Source organism: Candidatus Uabimicrobium helgolandensis (assembly GCF_041508025.1).
Classification (GTDB): Bacteria; Planctomycetota; Uabimicrobiia; order Uabimicrobiales; family Uabimicrobiaceae; genus Uabimicrobium; species Uabimicrobium helgolandensis.
Genome location: NZ_CP165719.1, coordinates 1,568,110 through 1,584,372, shown reverse-complemented (window position 1 = coordinate 1,584,372; position 16,263 = coordinate 1,568,110). Strand labels below are relative to the sequence as shown.

Below are 16,263 nucleotides of genomic sequence, written 5' to 3'. Positions count from 1 at the left end.
GAGAAACAATGAGTGGTAAAGTAGAGGTCAATATTGCTGACCATGTAGCGCGAGTGCGTTTTTTCCACCCCAAAAAAAATTCACTTCCTGGTGAATTATTAAGAAATATCGCAGAAAAAATCAATGAAGTTGCGAATAACGATGATGTGAATGTCGTTGTTCTTGAGAGTGGTGAAAATGGTCCCTTTTGTGCAGGAGCATCGTTTGATGAACTCGTCGCGATTGAAAACTTTGAGAGTGGCAAACATTTTTTTATGGGCTTTGCACTTGTTATCTTAGCCATGAAAAATTGTCCGAAATTCACCATTGTTCGCGTTCAAGGGAAAGCTGTAGGTGGTGGCGTTGGAGTTATTGCTGCTGCCGACTATGCGATGGCTACAACTGGCGCGGCAATAAAGCTAAGCGAGCTTGCTATAGGCATTGGTCCATTTGTCGTTGGACCTTGCGTTGAAAGAAAAGTGGGAACAAGTGCTTTTAGCGAATTATCAATCGACGCTGATTGGCGCGATGCTTCTTGGGCAAAGCAGCGCGGTCTTTATGCTAAAACATTTGAAAATGTAGAATTACTAGACCAAGAAGTAGATAAATTTTCTAAAAGCCTTGCTCAAAAAAGTCCAGAAGCTATGCGCGAATTGAAAAAAATTCTATGGCAAGGTACTGAAAACTGGACCGAACTATTAGAACAAAGAGCAGAAATAAGTGGCAAATTAGTGCTGTCTGATTTTACAAAAAATGCGATTGCTGCATTTAAGAAAAAATAGAGGAGTTTTATTATGAAAAGATCATTACTATTATGCGTTTTGTTAGCTTTTACTATTGGATGTAATGCTCACTTTGTGTCTGACCGTAAACCGAATAATGTACCATGGGGAGGGGGCGCTTTCGCTTCTCCTGATCACCAATTATTGGATGTAGGTTTCATGCGACTACAAGGAAAAGGTGTACAAACATACGAAAGAGGAATGACTTTTCAATTTCCTTCTCTTGGTGTGTACGGTGGAAACGACCACTTTTCTTTAGGTCTTTTGATTGGTTTTACTTTGTACTACCGCAAAGAAGGACATCTATATTCAGAAAAGCCTCTACCACAACCACAAAAACCAGAGGATGTAAAAGCACTTGCTAAAAAAAGCCAAGCTGCGAAAAATGAAAAGCAGTAAGTAATAGTTAGACGTGTTATCATTTAGATTTTATTGATAACACGTTTTAATTCCTAATCTTTATAATAGAAAATTATGCGCTTCTGTTTCCCAAGGTAGGTCAGGAAAACTATACGCTAAAATTTTTGGCATAGACTCGTTTAAAAGAGCTTTTTGTGCAAACCAAATTACTACCAGCCAAGAACAATAATCATTGTCTTCTCCTCTTACAGGATGATACGATTCTAGCTCTACAAAACAAACAATTCGAGAATGTGCAGGAAAATTAGAAAACTTCTTTTCTTGTGGAATAATATAACACGGTGCATTACCTGAAAAAAATATACGAGCTCTGCCAAGTGCTTCTTCTTCTGTCATCTCACAAGCTTGTTCATAATAAAATCGTGTTAATCGAAGATTGTGATCATAAGACTGGATTTCGAACTTCAGGCTTCGACATAATCCCTTTTTCGTCCATCTTGCTTTTCTTTCTTGTGCTGTAATAATTGGTAGGGTTTGATTATTTGATGACTGAAAGTCAGCTATTCTCTTATTAAATATCTCAATTAAAGGTTTTTTGAAAAACTCTTCTGGATTATCCCACCATACAACTACTAATTCAGACTCTATTCCTTTGTTATCATTTATTTTTAGGTATAGATAGCACATCATATCAGGTAACAAAGACTCAAGAAACGCTTCTCTTCTTTTTTTTTCAGGAATATTAGGAAGTAGTCTAGCTGCCTCCCAGTCGGGATTCAAAAGACGCACCGGTTTTTCTCCCCACATATTTATAAAATGAGTTTTTGCCGATTCCAACTTCTTTTTGTTTTCTTCTGGTCCAGGAATTCCAAACATAAGACCTTCATAAGTGTGGAAATAATAAAAAGCTTTAACTTCTATCATTGCAATTTACTCCGAAAATTTTATATCGCCAAACCACTTTTACCGATAAAAAAGATGGGGCAAAGAATAGTGCCATACTTTTTGGACTTTTAACTTATCAAGCTTTTCTTTAAAAAGCTTTGCTGCGGTTTTTTTATCGCGTTTTGCTATTAGTGTTAGAAATTGATGTATGTATCGTACATGTTTTTGTTTTTGCTTTGCAAATACTGCTTTTTTAGACTCCAAATGCTTTAAAGCTCGAGAGTAACGTTGTTGCAATATTTCACTTATTACATATGAAGTGTGGGCAGTTATGTTTTGCGGATGTTGCTTTAGAATTTTGTTTGCAGCCTTAGATACTTCTACATAATTACGTCTATCTAGTGCCAAATATATTTTTTCGAGATATAGATCTTTATCTTCGTGAAGAATGGTAAAAGCTCTCTCTAAAATATGATAACCTTTGTGTCTACGATACAAAGTAAAATTTCTTTCTATTTTCACGCGAACTTCACTCAAGTATTTTTTCCTTCTTTGTTCATAGTCTGGATCTATCTTTTTGCTACCGTATTTTAGTGAAAGAGCAAGAAGATCTTGTTGTTGTCGTCGACTATTTATAAAAATGGCATTTTCATAAGAACGCACTAATTTTTTTGCATAGTTTTGTCTTGGAGCAATTACGGACAAAAGATGGTGTAAACGTCCTGAACCTTCTGCTGTAATCAAATCTGCATACTGTTGCCAACAATATTCAAAATCCCAAACAGATCTTTTTAACAATTGTTCCGCCATCGAGGATGCATCTGGCAACTCTCCGTTTAGTGACATTATTAATTGCAAAAACTTTGCATGAAATGTTCGAGGGTATTTTTCTTTATACGCTTTAATTTGACTTGACGCATAATTATATTGGGCGTTTTTTACTGAGTCTACAATTCGCACAAGATCATTATGCTCTTTGTAAGAACTATCTATTGCATGATGAGTTTGGTACTTCGAATAAATCACATTTTTTTGGAACGAACGCTGCAAATATTCCTCTATTGACTCTATTTTAATAATCTGAGAATTTGCTGTCATTGCAATAAAATCATAATTTTGCTCGTTTTTTACAAAATGAGATCTCCCTTGAATAGTAGCTTCGTTAGTGCTCCACAAATGTTTACCTGTTTTTAAATTAAAGATGTGAAATTTAGAGAAGTTTATCGTTGTAACTAAGTCACGAGAACCATCTTTGTCTATATCAAGAATAAAACTATTAAAACTGCGATTATGGAAACTCTTTTCGCTAAATATCATCCAGTTTTGCTTACCACTTCTTACATCTAAAGAAACAATTTCAGCATCATCACCAAAAGCAATAACTTCATCTCCTCGCTCACCATCAAAATTACCAACTTGTACATGGTTTATTATACTAGACATTGTCAATTGCTTTTGCCAAATAACTCTCCCACTACGGTAATCTATATGAGAAATTGCACCTGCATGTTGACAAATAAATAGTAAAGGACCAGAACTTCCTTGAGCAACAACAGCACCTAAACGATCTCCTCCTGGCCTTAACAATGGTGCTTGCCACAATACTCTACCAGACCCTCCTTCAAAGCATACCACAAATGAGTAACCCAATTTATCTTTAGACTCGCTGACAGCGATAATATCTTTTACGTTATCTCCATTGATATCTAAAAATTCTAATACACCATGGCTTAGAGGAAACGGTTTTTTCCATTGTAATTTACCATCACTAAAACAATATATATTTCCGTTAAATGGATATAATATTTCAGGAATTTGATCATTGTTTAAATCAACAAATTGTAATTCCGTGCTCTGCGTATATGGTGAAAGCTCTAAGTTTTTTTGAAAATTCCCCTGTAGATCATAAAACGAAATTTTTTCTTTGTGAGCAAAAACGATTTGTTTTTTAACTGTAGAATTTTGCAAATATATTGGTGTACGCTCTGCTAATTTTTTGTGCCAAATCTTTTGAAAATTATTTCCATCTAAACAATAAATATCACCCAAATTATTTGACAAAATTATATCGTGAATTTTGTCTTGATTTACTTGGGTAGTAATTAATCCACCTTGTCGAAGAAATAGGTCTTTATTGTAAGTTTTTTTATAGGTTTTAATCGGCTTCATTGCATAAATATTTTTTTCAAGCAAACATATAATTTCAAGAAAACCATCACCACTAACATCGGCGGTCTCTACTTTTCGCAATTTATTTGAAAATTTTAATTCGTTAAGTTTTTTCCCTTTATCATCAAGAATAAGAACCTTATTATCTCCTGCTAAAATAATTTCATTCTTTTTGTCTTTATCTAAGTCGACGACAACAGGCGGAAATTTACGTTTTAAGGCATAATTTTGCGGTGACTTCCACTTAATATCACCACTTTGAGGATTAACACAATACAAAAAATCTACCGCTATTAATATTTCGATTTCTCCATCTTGATCAATATCACAAAGTTGTAACTGCGGGATAAGATTACTAGTATTTTTCCATATCCATTTTATTGAAAATGAAACTGGATTTACCGAAAAAACTCCTTTTTCATTGCTTAGTATCAGATTCTTATTTCCAATTTTATTAACAAGAAAAGAAGTATTTTCAGCATCGAGTATTTTTCGTGATTTTTTTCGAAGAAGGTCAAATACAAATACTTGTTTTGCTGTCCTATAAACAAATGAATGTTTGTTTATAAAATGTAATCGCGAAATAAGTCCACCATTTATTTTTGGGATTTGTACTCTCCACAGCTCTTTACCGCTTTGCGAATCAATACAACGAATACCGTGATAGTGATTCGCTAATATGATGTCATCATAACCGTCTTTATTTTCATCGTAAAATCCGTAGAGCCCTCCCCACCACGAAGACTCAACAAATACTTCTTCAAAGGTTTTACCATCGAGAACCGTAAAATCATTTTTCGCAATATACATAATGTCAAGAAGACCATCTTTGTTAATATCGTGAAAATCAACTCTTGTAACACTACGCATTTTAGTTTTGTAAGACCACATTTCTTCATGTGAAAATATATCATAGCTAGTAATACTACCTTCATCTTTCGTTACATACAATTCTGTACGATTGTTATTATCAATATCTGCAGCTACTACATCATGTACTTTTTCTGTAAACTCTTTTTTCCACACAAGCATTGGTTGTAAATCAATTTCTATGTTTAATTTTTCATCTGGAGAAATGCGTAAGTTCCGTTTTTGAGTGAAATAATTATCTTTTTGGAAAATAAAGAGATAGTTACCTTTTGGTATTTCATACTTATAAACGGGAGCAAAGAAACTAAATTTCTCCTGGGTTTTCTGATGAATGCATGTGACTTGTACACCACTTACCGATGATTCTAAGGTTATTTTTCCTTGCACGCGACTTAGTTGTTTTTCAACGTTTATTTCTTCTCCAGGAGCTACTTTAATTGTAAATTGGAGTGTTTGGTAATTTGGATGTTTAATCATCACTTCATGATAACCGTTCGCCAATGAATATGCTTTTTGAGCAGGAAAATATTCTCCATCAATAAAAACATTCGGAGAAAAATTCTGGCCTCCGCCTTTAAGAGATAAATATAAAGTTCCTGGGGCAAATATAAACTGATAAGATAAAATAATTATAGAAGCCATTAACACACAAACTAAACTAAATATTGATTTATTTCGTTGGACCCAACGCACGGCTTTTGCACTTATACTGATCGGTTTTGCTTTGATATGTTGTCCCTGAAGAAAATTCTGCAAATCGTTGTAAAGCGCTTTTGCATTGGGATAGCGTTTACTTGGTGATTTTTGTAAACACTTCATACATATTGTTTCTAAATCTTTAGGAAGATCAGTAATTAATTTGCGTGGCGCAATAGGATCTTTTACAGCAATAGCAGCAAAAATTGCTTGGATATTTGTTGCTGTGAAGGGAGGTTTACCAACTAATACTTCATATAAAACAATGCCAAAGGAAAAAATATCGGAGGTCTTTTTTATTTTATTTTTTTTGCCTTCCACTTGTTCTGGCGACATGTATTGAGGAGTACCAAGTGTGGCTCCTGACATTGTAAGAACTTCACTACCTTTTGTACGTTTTGCTAAGCCAAAATCCATTAAATACGGCTTGCCATTTGAGTCAATCAATATATTCTCTGGTTTTATGTCGCGGTGAATAACTCCTTGCTGGTGCGCAAAAGCAAGAGCATCTGTTATTCGAACGATTAATTCTATTTTTTGGCGAATATCTAACTGCATTACCTCGATATACTCAAGTAGTGATAGTCCTTCAATATAGTCCATCGCAAAAAAGATAACATCTTCTTCAACTCCAATTTCATATATTTGAGTAATACCTGGATGCTTCAAAGAGGCAATCAATTTTGCTTCTCGTAAGAAACGCTCTTTTTGTTCTTCTCCAGCTAAATTGGAAATCATTGTTTTTATAGCAACTGTTCGATCTAATTTACTATCATATCCTTCATATACAACCCCCATACCACCGCGACCTAACTCGCGAATGATTTTATACTGACCAAGTACTTTTGCTGTCGATTTGCGTTCGAAAAAGTAAGAGTGATCTTTCGAACGTATTTCTAACTCAGAAGGCGTGCCCTTCCATTTGTCAGTAGACACTTCTTTTTGAATAAGCAAAAAGTTTTTTGTGTTTATAACGCGGTGCGCCAAAAGAATTTGTAGAAAATCGCGCTCGTCATTATTTTGATATTTTTCTGAAAGTATAGAGTTTATATTTTTTAAATCGGTGAGTCCGCGGCCAAAAACCTCTTGGGCCCATTTGTAATCATTCATAAGGTACATTGGCATGGTGTTTTTATGAGAGTGGTCCTGTTCGAGATAAGCTTCGCGCATTTTTTGGATTTGTGGCATAGAACACGACAGTGTTTGTGCAAGAATTTGAGCAAAAGAAGCTTGCGGGTATTGCGTTATATTTTCTTGTAATTGCTGTGCATCTTTTCTACTAAAAAAGCTATTTTCAATGCAAAACAAAACGAATTTTTTTTGTTCAGCAGTTAACATATCATTCCTATCTTAAACCATTGCAAGGTTCTAAATATTAAAAGCGAATAGACACATACGTATAAGAGACAAACCATAAAGGAATTGTCACTACGTCAATACAAAACGCAAGAGGAAGCCCAACTATTCGTGCAGGATATGTCCAGCCAGGTCGGTAGTCTAACATTTTTGGGGTCGGAATATTTTGGTCCTGGTGTCTAAAACTATTTCCTACTGGTTCAATAATGATTTGTATTTCATGTTGTGTATTATGATAGTGCTGTGGATCACCAATAAGAAAGATTTTTCCTAGCTGATTTACACCTTCCAAATCACGTTCAAAGCGACTGCGATGGTATGTAAATTTATGCTGACTACTACTTACAGTAATCGGAATATTTCTTTTGGACTGTTTTTCTTCAGTTGGAATCAAACCGGAAAAAGTATTTGTATACCTATTCTGATTCAAATCGAAAGTTGTCCATCTGTTTCCGCGATCTGTTTCGTAGGCCATAATTAATTCGTCTTGTCCTATCCACGCAGATGTATATTTGTGGAATGTCTCTGGACGAGGATCTGTAACACTAAGTAAAGTTGTTGTAACACAGCCGCTAGAAAATAAAGATAAAAAGATAAATAACAGTATAATAATCGATTTTACCATGATGCCTCCACAATGGCTAAACGGGGCCACATCCCTTATATTATCGCTTGCTTTTTATTATGTTTTATAGTATTTTACACGCCAAATACATTATTTTCTAGCAAATTAAATAAGACTCTTATAGAAGGTTGTTTATGAAATCATCGGAATCTATGAATTTTGGCATATATATTCGGATTATTAAGTACGTGCGACCATATTTAAAAATAGCGATACTTTGCTTTGTTATGTCGGTGTTAATCTCGATTGTACAGTTTGGCTCTCTTGCCCTACTCAATCCTCTCGGAGATATCTTATTTGAAGAAAATGGTACAGCGACTATTTACGACAAGTTAGAGCTTTTTGGAGACACAGGAAAGTCTGTAGCTATTTATTTAAAAGCACATGTTTTTACCAGTAAATACACAACGTTGTATCTCATAATGGCCTGCGTTGCTATCTTAACTATTATGAAAGGCATTTTGCGGTTTTTTCACGACTATGTAGCATGTTATATTAGCGATAAGGTAGTGCTTGATATAGGAAACGAAATGTATCGCAAGGTTATTCATCATTCGGTGCGTTTTTTTGATAAAACAGGTCTAGAACAAATGTCCTCGCGATTTACAACAGACGCCAAAGCAATGAAAAAAGGCATTAAAAGTATTTTTGGTAAAGCAATGCGCGAGCCTTTAAAAGCATTAAGTTCTCTTGCTATTTGCATGTGGTTACAATGGCAACTCACTTTGATGATATTTTTAGTTTTTCCAGTGGCTTATTTTTTTATTCGCAGTATTGGGCGACGTGTTAAAAAGCGAGCCAAAAAGCAATTACAACAATCAGCAGATATACTAGAAGTAATTATGGAAAGTTTCAGAGCTTTAAAACTTATAAAGTCTTATCAAATGGAAGAAGACCGAATTGCTAAATTTGAAGCAGAGAATGAACGATTATTTCGCTACAAGTTAAAACTGGCAAAAGTAGAAGCAATTACCAGCCCTCTTATGGAAGTTTTTGTCACTCTTGCCGCGATAGTACTACTCATCTTTTCGGCAAGAATGGTGTTAAGTGGCGATATGAGCTCTGGAGACTTTTTATTGTTCTACGGTGCTTTAGGAGCTATTTTTGATCCTGTGCGCAAGTTAGCGGACGTAAACAATCGAATTAATGGCTGTATTGCTGCAGGCGAACGCGTTTTTGAATTTATGGACCATGAGTTTGAAGTAAAAGAAAAAGTTGATGCCACTGAAATCACTAAATTCCAAGAAAAAATCGAATTTCGCAATGTAAGCTTCGCCTATGAAACTCATGCAAAAGTTCTTGACGATATATCTTTTTCTATTAACAAAGGTGAAATCATTGCCATTGTTGGTAAAAATGGTGCAGGAAAAAGTACTTTGATTTCGCTACTTCTGCGATTTTTTGATCCAACAAACGGTACTATACTTGTCGATGGTCAAAAAATAGACGATGTAACTTTAAAAAGTTTGCGTAGCCATTTCTCTTTGGTAACTCAAAGAGCAATTCTTTTCAATGACAGCATTTTAAACAACATCAAATGCGGAACAAATGCTGACGAACAAGAAATTGAAAAAGCAGGGGAGTTAACCCATGTAAATGAATTCATTGGAAAACTGGAAAATGGATACCATACTTTATATGGTAAAGGCGGAGTGGGATTATCAGGTGGACAAGAACAACGTGTTTCATTAGCAAGAGCTATAGCACGCCACGCCGATATTCTTATTTTAGATGAAGCGACAGCGAATTTAGATGTAGATAGCGAACACTATATCAAAGAAGCACTAGATAGTTATTTAGAAAATTGTACCGCAATAATAATCGCACACCGTTTTGCTACTATCGAGAAAGCCGATAAAATAATGGTTCTCAATCGTGGAAAAATAGAAGCTTTCGGATCACACCAAGAAATTATCGATATAAGTCCAACCTATAAAGCATTGTATGAAAAGCAAGATTTGAGTTAAAACTAAAGAATAAACATAAGTACATTAATATTTAGCTAACTCTAAAACATATATATTCTTTGATATGCGGTCCTCACACTGACTAATCGTCAGCTCTCCCTAAAGAGAGCTGACGTGTATCAAGAGGTTATGAAAAATGTCACTTTAATATGAGCGGCGGGAAACATTATGAGATACATTATATTATGGCTTTTGATCTGTGGTATTTTTGCTGAAAATTGGCAAAACAATTTAGACGCTGCTTTGCAAAAAGCACAAGAGCAGAACAAGTATGTATTACTGTACTTTGCTGACGAGAACAATTGCCGTTTGTGCTCTGAATTTAAAAACAAGGTGGTCAAACGCGATCGCTTTGTAAAAGTATTTTCAACAAAAAGCGTATTGTGCGCTCTTGATCCACGTTTAGCACAAAGTCAAAAGCAACAGCAAAAATTTACGAAATGGTTTTCTATATTCAAAATCAATGAAGTTCCAACGGTAATGATGATGACAAACTCGGGAAAAGTTTTTTTTCGCGATGTATATAGTGGAGAAACCCTAAAAGAATATAGTTCTTTACTACAACAAATACTGACATACCAACAGCAATACCAAGAATTTTCAGAAAATTTGTCTTCTCAAAAAACAATGAGTACAGCCGAGAGATTATTTTTGTGTAAAGAATTAGTCGAGTCACTTGAAAAATGTCCTGAAAAAGCATGGACTTTGCGTTCTAAGTTTGCTTATTTATTATTCTATCTCGACAAAGATAATATCACTAAAAAAAGATCTTTAGCTGCTTATACTGTTTGCTTGTACGCAAAAATAAACAAACAACCTTTTCTAAAATACTTACAAAAAGACGACCAAGGTTATTTCGAGAAACTTATTCACGAATTTTTCTTAGACCACGCCCAAAAATTAACTCATTTATACAAGTTGGTTTATCACAATAAACAATTGAAATACCAAAAACAACTTCAAGATTATGCAAATGCAATTATGAAAACCTGGCAACAATACGCTTTTATTCCTCAAAAAACCGAGATTAATTTTCATATACTAAGTTTGCAAGCCATTTGCTACAAGTCCCTAGAAGACAAAAAAAATTACACGGCTACTTGGCAAAAATTACAACAACATGCACAACATCAAAATTTTGCAAATTTGAAGGACCTATTAAAGCATTAAGCAAATTACTAAAAATATTACTCGCTCAAGTTTTGTTCTTTTAAGTGAGTCGCAAAAAGTTTTTGAGCACGTTTCAAGTCAGCGTAGAATTTGAGTATTAAAGAAGGACAGCCTGAGAGGTACATAACTGTAGCTATGTAACCGAAGGCTCAACGCCGCTATGACACTCAAAGACAAGCTGCGTGCTCTTAAAAACTTTTTGCGACTTTCTTAATTTCTAATTTCGTGAAGACTCCATCGTCCATAGACATACATTCAAATATGCGGTAATATTTTAATTGAATAGAAGAAATAGCGCACATTGACAATCTAGATCTTGGTCTTAAACCAGCGATACCAGGCAAGTATCTTAGAAAGGCAATTTCCTAATGGAAAGAGAATCCTTATTATTGAATCGCTTTTTTATAATCGCAGTTTTTTGTATACCAATGCAAATTACGATGAGATATCGTAACACTTTTTCAGAAGAGGCGTTAAAAATCATTATCTGGATCTATTGTTTTTATTCTCTTATTCTTTGTTCTCGACAACTTTTTGATAGCTTGAATTTGCCAAAAAATGAAGGAAAAAATGGCGTTGTTAAATTCTATTGTTGGGTATTCTTTTTCGCTATTTCTATTGCTTTTATAAGCGCGTCTAATGATTATAGTTTTTTTAAAACAATTATAATGTACTTAATGTTCTCATCAACAGCATTTTTCTTTCCTATTGGGATTATTTCCCTAGTTATCCTTTTTAGTAAAAAAGGAGGCAATATAAGCAAAGGTTATCAATTTTCCATTGTTTTCATATCTATTTTATTTTGCATTGGAGGAGCGCTTCCTTTTTTATTCACGTTGATATATTTGTTTGATCCGCACTCTTTGAGTACAGGCCCATAACAAAGAAAATAACTTCTAGGATTACACAGTGACAGAGAATAACCAATTTATTTGTATTATTATAATGACTTTCTCTATAATCCACTGTCTTTCTGGCGTAGCTGTAAGAGATATGCCTGCGTGGAAAATGTTTAAAAATGTGGATCGCTACGAGTATTTACTTGTAGATTGCAACGGACAAAAAATAAATATTCGTGATTATCTTCCTCATCGTGCTTATTCTATTAATCAATGTTCTGTAGTAACTAAAATCGCAAAATGGTGGGCAACAAAAAACCCGCAACGACTGCCTCTTCAAGGAAAAATTAAGATATGGAAGTTTGACCGATGGAACGAACATCATTTTCGGATCAACAAACAAGAAATTCAGTGGTATTAGATTTTCGCAAGCGTTCAGATCGTTGTTACTTCTGTTTTTACTACTTATTGGGAGTTGTGATTGTTTGCCAACTGATCGATGACATAGTTGCAGGTCAGGGAAAAATATACAGCGGTGAGTTTTTTCCTTGGCGCCAATATTTGTCTGTATCAACAAATTTATATTGGCTAGTTGTAACGATTGAGATTTCTCTTATTTGCTGTTATTTTTTGAGGATAAAGATCCAATTAACAACAGTACTTTTGGCATTGCTGTTATTTTTTGACAATCTTGTGAGTTTTTTAAATCATCGCTTGTTATTAGCTATAGAAGTTTTTGTGGTGGGGCTATCTGTTCCCAAAAATTGCGAGAAACCCCAATTATATTGGAATTTAGATCTCATTCGCTGGCAATTTTCTTTGATGTTACTCTTTACCGGGTTGCACAAAATAAACGCTCAATTTATCAGTGGCGAAAGTCTTCATAATTTATTTTGGCAAATTGAGAATATCGGCTGGCGAAATTACCCAACGTGGTTATTATCTTTTTTAGAAAACAAACAAATTTGCCAAATACTATCAATTCTCGTTATTTGCATCGAAATTACCCTTGCTTTTGCTTTAAATTTCTGTACCACAGTAAAAGTTTCTATCTTTGTAGCTTTAGTCACGTTTCTATCCTTTGCTTACCTAGTTCCTCATACCTGGATTTTTGCTTTACAAAGTACCATCACTTTGCTGGTTTTTTTTCCAGAACAACGGGCAAAAAATATAAAGTAGTAACAACATCATTCCAAGCCCTACTCCTTGCAATAATATTTTCAAGTGATGTTGCGATTATCAGCAACCTAAAGAGATAATTGCGAAAGGATAGAAAAAAGCGATTATTGATATTGGAATGAGTGGTCTTCGCGTTGGCTTCACTCGTCTACCTTTTACGCGAAAACAGAATTTTTGATATTTGGAAACCTAAGAAACCGCCAAATACCGCTCCAGCAGGAATAAGAGCTAAATTTCCTAATAGACCAATTTCTTTCATTTTTAGCTCTGCAACCACAAAAATTGCTCCATATCCACCCAATGCAGAAAAAGCAATAATAAAAACAGATGTTAACAAAAACAAAACAAAACCACCCATTTTCTTGTCGTTACTATAACTATTGTTAATGTTTTGATTTTTTTTCATTGGATAACCACAGTGGGGACAGGCGTCTGCGTGGCTAGAAATTTGGGCCTTGCATTCATCACAATTGATCAGAGCCATTTTTTTTCCTTAAAGCCATAGAACATGTAGTAAAAAGTATTATATTTGCCCAAAAATGAGCACCATATGCTTCTAAGAATGAACTTAATGTTTTCCCCCAAGGAAATGAACCACTAAGGGTATGTAAGACAAAGCTACTAACAAGTAAATAGAGTATTTTTTTTCGATTGCTGTAGAAAAAGTGCGACAGCAAAAATACATGAGGAAATATTAATAAGATTTGATGATGTTTCCATGTTCTTTCTGACATAAGGAGCATTGCTAAAAATACTAAAGCAAATTCCCCCAAGTAATCAATATGGCTTTGCTCTTTAGTGGAACGTGCATACATACAAATTAGACTAAACAACAACACACATACTATTTTAACAAGTAAAGAAACTTGCGCGTGACTTACAGAAAGTACATTAATCTTGTGCATTCCTCTTTCAATTGCAATGCTATCGGTAAATAGCCGCTGAAAAACACCTGTAAGCGATTGGTTGTTATGGTTGATTTGCATTTGTTGGACTTCGCCGGATACAAAAGGAGCCAACATTTGCTCTCCCCAACCAACAATAAGTTCATTATTATACTCCCAACCAAGAAATAGACTTGGGACGACAAACAAAAATAAAAAGATACCTATCATTGCAAACGCAGCACACCGCCACTTCTTTTTTACTATAAAATAAGGAATAAATAGTAGTGGAGTTATTTTTAACACACTTGCCAAGCCAATTATTAATCCACAATATGCGTCTTTACCATGGTAAAAACATAGTAGAGACAGCGCAATTAGTCCACCAATAAAGAGGTTTACATTGCCGTGGATCATATCGCTACTAAAAATGCGAAATGTCAGTGCTACAGCGAGAATTTTTGCCCAGTTTGGAATTTTTTCTGCGTAGAGAAGAGCAACATACACAATCAAAATGGCCCACAGCAACTTAAATATCATCCACGATAATGAACCAAGTATTTTGTTCATTTTATAAAATGGTTTTAAAATCAGTAGCATCATTGGTAAATTGGGATATTCACTTTTTATCTCTAGTTTTTCGCGAATATGATACGGATGATATAATGCTTGTTTATTATCTAGTTTTTTGCAAAAAACAGACCAACGAACAAATGCGGTGCGATTGTTCTTTTTGGTATCTGTTACTTTTCGCATTACTTTGATTGTTGAAAACACAAACATTGCAGTAAAGAGCAGTGCAATAGTTGTGTATGTTTTACGCGTAGTCATTACGTAGATACAACCCTTCCCTTGAGGAGTCTTGTTACTTTATTTACTTTCACAATTACCGCAGGGCGTATTTCGCGAAGTACAGTTCCTGGAGCTACATCTCTTTTATTTTGAAAAATAACATTTCCTACATATTTGTTGATGCTGGTAAGTGTGTCGTTATTTGCGGAAAAATCGCGAACAAAAATATTATTTTCTTTACGTATATATGCACGCCAGCTTTGTAATCTTCGACGTAGTCTATCAAAAAAAGAATAGCCTTTTGGACGACCATCATCGTGGAAAATACTCCAAAAGCATTCCTCTATACGCCAATAATTTGTTGCTATTCGATAAATTGTCTCTTCAGAACGTATAGCATTCTTTAATGCTTCCCGACGTCTTTTTATTTCGGTAATAACGTTTTCGCGACAGCTCTGTAGAGGTTGAACACTGCCCTTATTGACTGTTTCAATAGAGCAATATACATTCTGCTGAATATCGAGATAACTAAGAAGTATATCTACCTCCCCAAGAATTCCACACCAGTGAGGTGGTAGATCTTGGTCTTGATAATCTTCAGGTAAATCGCCCTCTTTTGGTAGTGTTACAAGAGTAATTGGCGTTACAATTTCTCTGTCATCTTTGCGCAAGCCAGGGCGAATAAGTATGTTTTCTCGCGACTTTGCTTTAGGGCGAAATGAGTAAATAACTTTTCCTTGTGCTTCAGGTATGCGTCCATACTTTTGTGGAAAAATTTCGTAGCTATCTTGATAAGCTTGTTCCTGTAACATTTTCCAATAGCGATCAAAACGACGAAGTTTTTCTTTAAGAGATTTGATACTCAAAGAAGCACTAGCTAAATTACTGCGTACGTCTGTAGCACGTAGTACAAAACTTGTTAACTGTTGTTCAATCTCTTCTTTTTCGCTCAAGTGAATAAAAAACCATTTATCTACTTTCTTGTTCCATCTTTCTGACAAATACTCGTAGGAGTTTTTTGATTCAATCTCTATTGTATCTTGCGTTTCAAGCAATGTTTCTTCGGTGTGATCCATTCCTCCCAATTGCCCATTGTCTTGAGGCCAACTGTCTATTTCTATTTCACCTGTATTTTCGATAGCTTTAGTAACTTGGGATTCCTGCGAGGCACTCTGTAAAAAATCTTCATCGCTTTCTTCGTAAAAAGTGATAGCACTTTCTGAAAGAGTAATTGTGTCTACGGAAATATTTTGTGGAATTTCGATTTCCTTCGCATGTTTGATAGAAATAGCATCTATTTGTACTTCTGTAGTTGCCACCAGAATATTGTCAATCGTGCGAATTGCCTGTATTGCTTCATTTGCGAATTTAGAGTTGTCTTCTTCGTGTAGAGTACATACTTCTCGCAATAAGTTAAGAGAGTGAATTAAAACGCTTTTTCTGTTTGTTTTTTGATCTTTAAGAAGATTTTTAATTAAATCTTCAAATGGTGTGTGTGGAGGTGTCAATTGGTTTGCCTTTCATAATTAGAACGCGTCGACATTTTTTATGTCATTACGCTCTAAATACTATAGGAGGTTTCCTTATAGTTCGTAAAATTTGGGCAAATATTACATTTGGCAAATGATCGCTTTAAGAGGCGTGACCTCTTTGGGAATACTACATGCCCTCTATCCGGTGAACGTGCCCTAGTTAAAAACGAATGTAAAG

At 34.8% G+C, this 16,263-nt stretch carries 13 protein-coding genes; 7 read left to right on the top strand and 6 right to left on the bottom strand.

Annotation, left to right across the window (positions count from 1 at the left end):
* The first annotated feature begins 8 nt into the window (after window positions 1-8).
* Together UABHE_RS05740 and UABHE_RS05735 are read left to right on the top strand one after the other, a co-directional pair.
* The gene (locus tag UABHE_RS05740) at window positions 9-761 is read left to right on the top strand and encodes an enoyl-CoA hydratase/isomerase family protein (protein ID WP_372369297.1); all 753 of its coding nucleotides are present in this window, start codon (window positions 9-11) and stop codon (window positions 759-761) included.
* 12 nt (window positions 762-773) lie between these two features.
* Window positions 774-1,160, top strand: coding sequence for a hypothetical protein (locus tag UABHE_RS05735; RefSeq protein ID WP_372369296.1), 387 nt, complete (start codon window positions 774-776; stop codon window positions 1,158-1,160).
* Window positions 1,161-1,220: 60 nt separating this feature from the next.
* Here UABHE_RS05735 and UABHE_RS05730 read toward each other — a convergent pair whose 3' ends face one another.
* From UABHE_RS05730 to UABHE_RS05720, 3 genes are read right to left on the bottom strand one after another with little or no spacing between them, the layout of a single operon-like run.
* Window positions 1,221-2,045 (bottom strand): hypothetical protein, encoded by an 825-nt coding sequence (locus UABHE_RS05730; RefSeq protein WP_372369295.1) that lies wholly within the window; start codon window positions 2,043-2,045, stop codon window positions 1,221-1,223.
* A gap of 39 nt (window positions 2,046-2,084) precedes the next feature.
* Complete coding sequence (locus tag UABHE_RS05725; RefSeq protein ID WP_372369294.1) at window positions 2,085-7,079, bottom strand: protein kinase; 4,995 nt, start codon at window positions 7,077-7,079, stop codon at window positions 2,085-2,087.
* 37 nt (window positions 7,080-7,116) lie between these two features.
* Window positions 7,117-7,722 (bottom strand): hypothetical protein, encoded by a 606-nt coding sequence (locus UABHE_RS05720; protein ID WP_372369293.1) that lies wholly within the window; start codon window positions 7,720-7,722, stop codon window positions 7,117-7,119.
* Window positions 7,723-7,856: 134 nt separating this feature from the next.
* Here UABHE_RS05720 and UABHE_RS05715 point away from each other — a divergent pair, with 134 nt between their 5' ends.
* The 5 genes from UABHE_RS05715 (at window position 7,857) to UABHE_RS05695 (ending at window position 12,877) form a co-directional block, all read left to right on the top strand.
* Window positions 7,857-9,689: an ABC transporter ATP-binding protein gene (locus UABHE_RS05715; protein ID WP_372369292.1), complete on the top strand. Its 1,833-nt coding sequence runs from the start codon at window positions 7,857-7,859 to the stop codon at window positions 9,687-9,689.
* A 168-nt stretch (window positions 9,690-9,857) separates the two neighbouring features.
* The gene (locus UABHE_RS05710; protein ID WP_372369291.1) at window positions 9,858-10,859 is read left to right on the top strand and encodes a thioredoxin family protein; all 1,002 of its coding nucleotides are present in this window, start codon (window positions 9,858-9,860) and stop codon (window positions 10,857-10,859) included.
* A gap of 440 nt (window positions 10,860-11,299) precedes the next feature.
* On the top strand, window positions 11,300-11,740 hold the full coding sequence (locus tag UABHE_RS05705) for a hypothetical protein (protein WP_372369290.1): 441 nt from the start codon (window positions 11,300-11,302) through the stop codon (window positions 11,738-11,740).
* A gap of 28 nt (window positions 11,741-11,768) precedes the next feature.
* The gene (locus tag UABHE_RS05700) at window positions 11,769-12,119 is read left to right on the top strand and encodes a hypothetical protein (protein ID WP_372369289.1); all 351 of its coding nucleotides are present in this window, start codon (window positions 11,769-11,771) and stop codon (window positions 12,117-12,119) included.
* Window positions 12,068-12,877: a hypothetical protein gene (locus tag UABHE_RS05695; protein ID WP_372369288.1), complete on the top strand. Its 810-nt coding sequence runs from the start codon at window positions 12,068-12,070 to the stop codon at window positions 12,875-12,877. The genes UABHE_RS05700 and UABHE_RS05695 overlap by 52 nt, the downstream gene beginning before the upstream one ends.
* A gap of 148 nt (window positions 12,878-13,025) precedes the next feature.
* Here the strand turns inward: UABHE_RS05695 and UABHE_RS05690 are convergent, their stop codons facing one another.
* Genes UABHE_RS05690 through UABHE_RS05680 form a run of 3 tightly spaced genes read right to left on the bottom strand, consistent with a single transcriptional unit; the run spans window position 13,026 to window position 16,061 of the window.
* A complete protein-coding gene (locus UABHE_RS05690; protein ID WP_372369287.1) occupies window positions 13,026-13,361 on the bottom strand; it encodes a hypothetical protein in 336 nt (111 codons plus the stop codon).
* A complete protein-coding gene (locus UABHE_RS05685) occupies window positions 13,342-14,592 on the bottom strand; it encodes a glycosyltransferase family 87 protein (protein ID WP_372369286.1) in 1,251 nt (416 codons plus the stop codon). Before UABHE_RS05685 ends, UABHE_RS05690 begins: the two co-directional genes overlap by 20 nt.
* Window positions 14,592-16,061, bottom strand: a complete 1,470-nt coding sequence (locus tag UABHE_RS05680) for a hypothetical protein (protein ID WP_372369285.1) — start codon at window positions 16,059-16,061, stop codon at window positions 14,592-14,594. Before UABHE_RS05680 ends, UABHE_RS05685 begins: the two co-directional genes overlap by 1 nt.
* Window positions 16,062-16,263: the final 202 nt, after the last annotated feature.

Bases quoted from the DNA above. Each gene is read 5' to 3' on its own strand.
- UABHE_RS05740 (WP_372369297.1), top strand. From the start codon at position 9: ATGAGTGGTAAAGTAGAGGTCAATATTGCTGACCATGTAGCGCGAGTG.
- UABHE_RS05735 (WP_372369296.1), top strand. From the start codon at position 774: ATGAAAAGATCATTACTATTATGCGTTTTGTTAGCTTTTACTATTGGA.
- UABHE_RS05730 (WP_372369295.1), bottom strand. From the start codon at position 2,045: ATGATAGAAGTTAAAGCTTTTTATTATTTCCACACTTATGAAGGTCTT.
- UABHE_RS05725 (WP_372369294.1), bottom strand. From the start codon at position 7,079: ATGTTAACTGCTGAACAAAAAAAATTCGTTTTGTTTTGCATTGAAAAT.
- UABHE_RS05720 (WP_372369293.1), bottom strand. From the start codon at position 7,722: ATGGTAAAATCGATTATTATACTGTTATTTATCTTTTTATCTTTATTT.
- UABHE_RS05715 (WP_372369292.1), top strand. From the start codon at position 7,857: ATGAAATCATCGGAATCTATGAATTTTGGCATATATATTCGGATTATT.
- UABHE_RS05710 (WP_372369291.1), top strand. From the start codon at position 9,858: ATGAGATACATTATATTATGGCTTTTGATCTGTGGTATTTTTGCTGAA.
- UABHE_RS05705 (WP_372369290.1), top strand. From the start codon at position 11,300: ATGAGATATCGTAACACTTTTTCAGAAGAGGCGTTAAAAATCATTATC.
- UABHE_RS05695 (WP_372369288.1), top strand. From the start codon at position 12,068: ATGGAACGAACATCATTTTCGGATCAACAAACAAGAAATTCAGTGGTA.
- UABHE_RS05690 (WP_372369287.1), bottom strand. From the start codon at position 13,361: ATGGCTCTGATCAATTGTGATGAATGCAAGGCCCAAATTTCTAGCCAC.
- UABHE_RS05685 (WP_372369286.1), bottom strand. From the start codon at position 14,592: ATGACTACGCGTAAAACATACACAACTATTGCACTGCTCTTTACTGCA.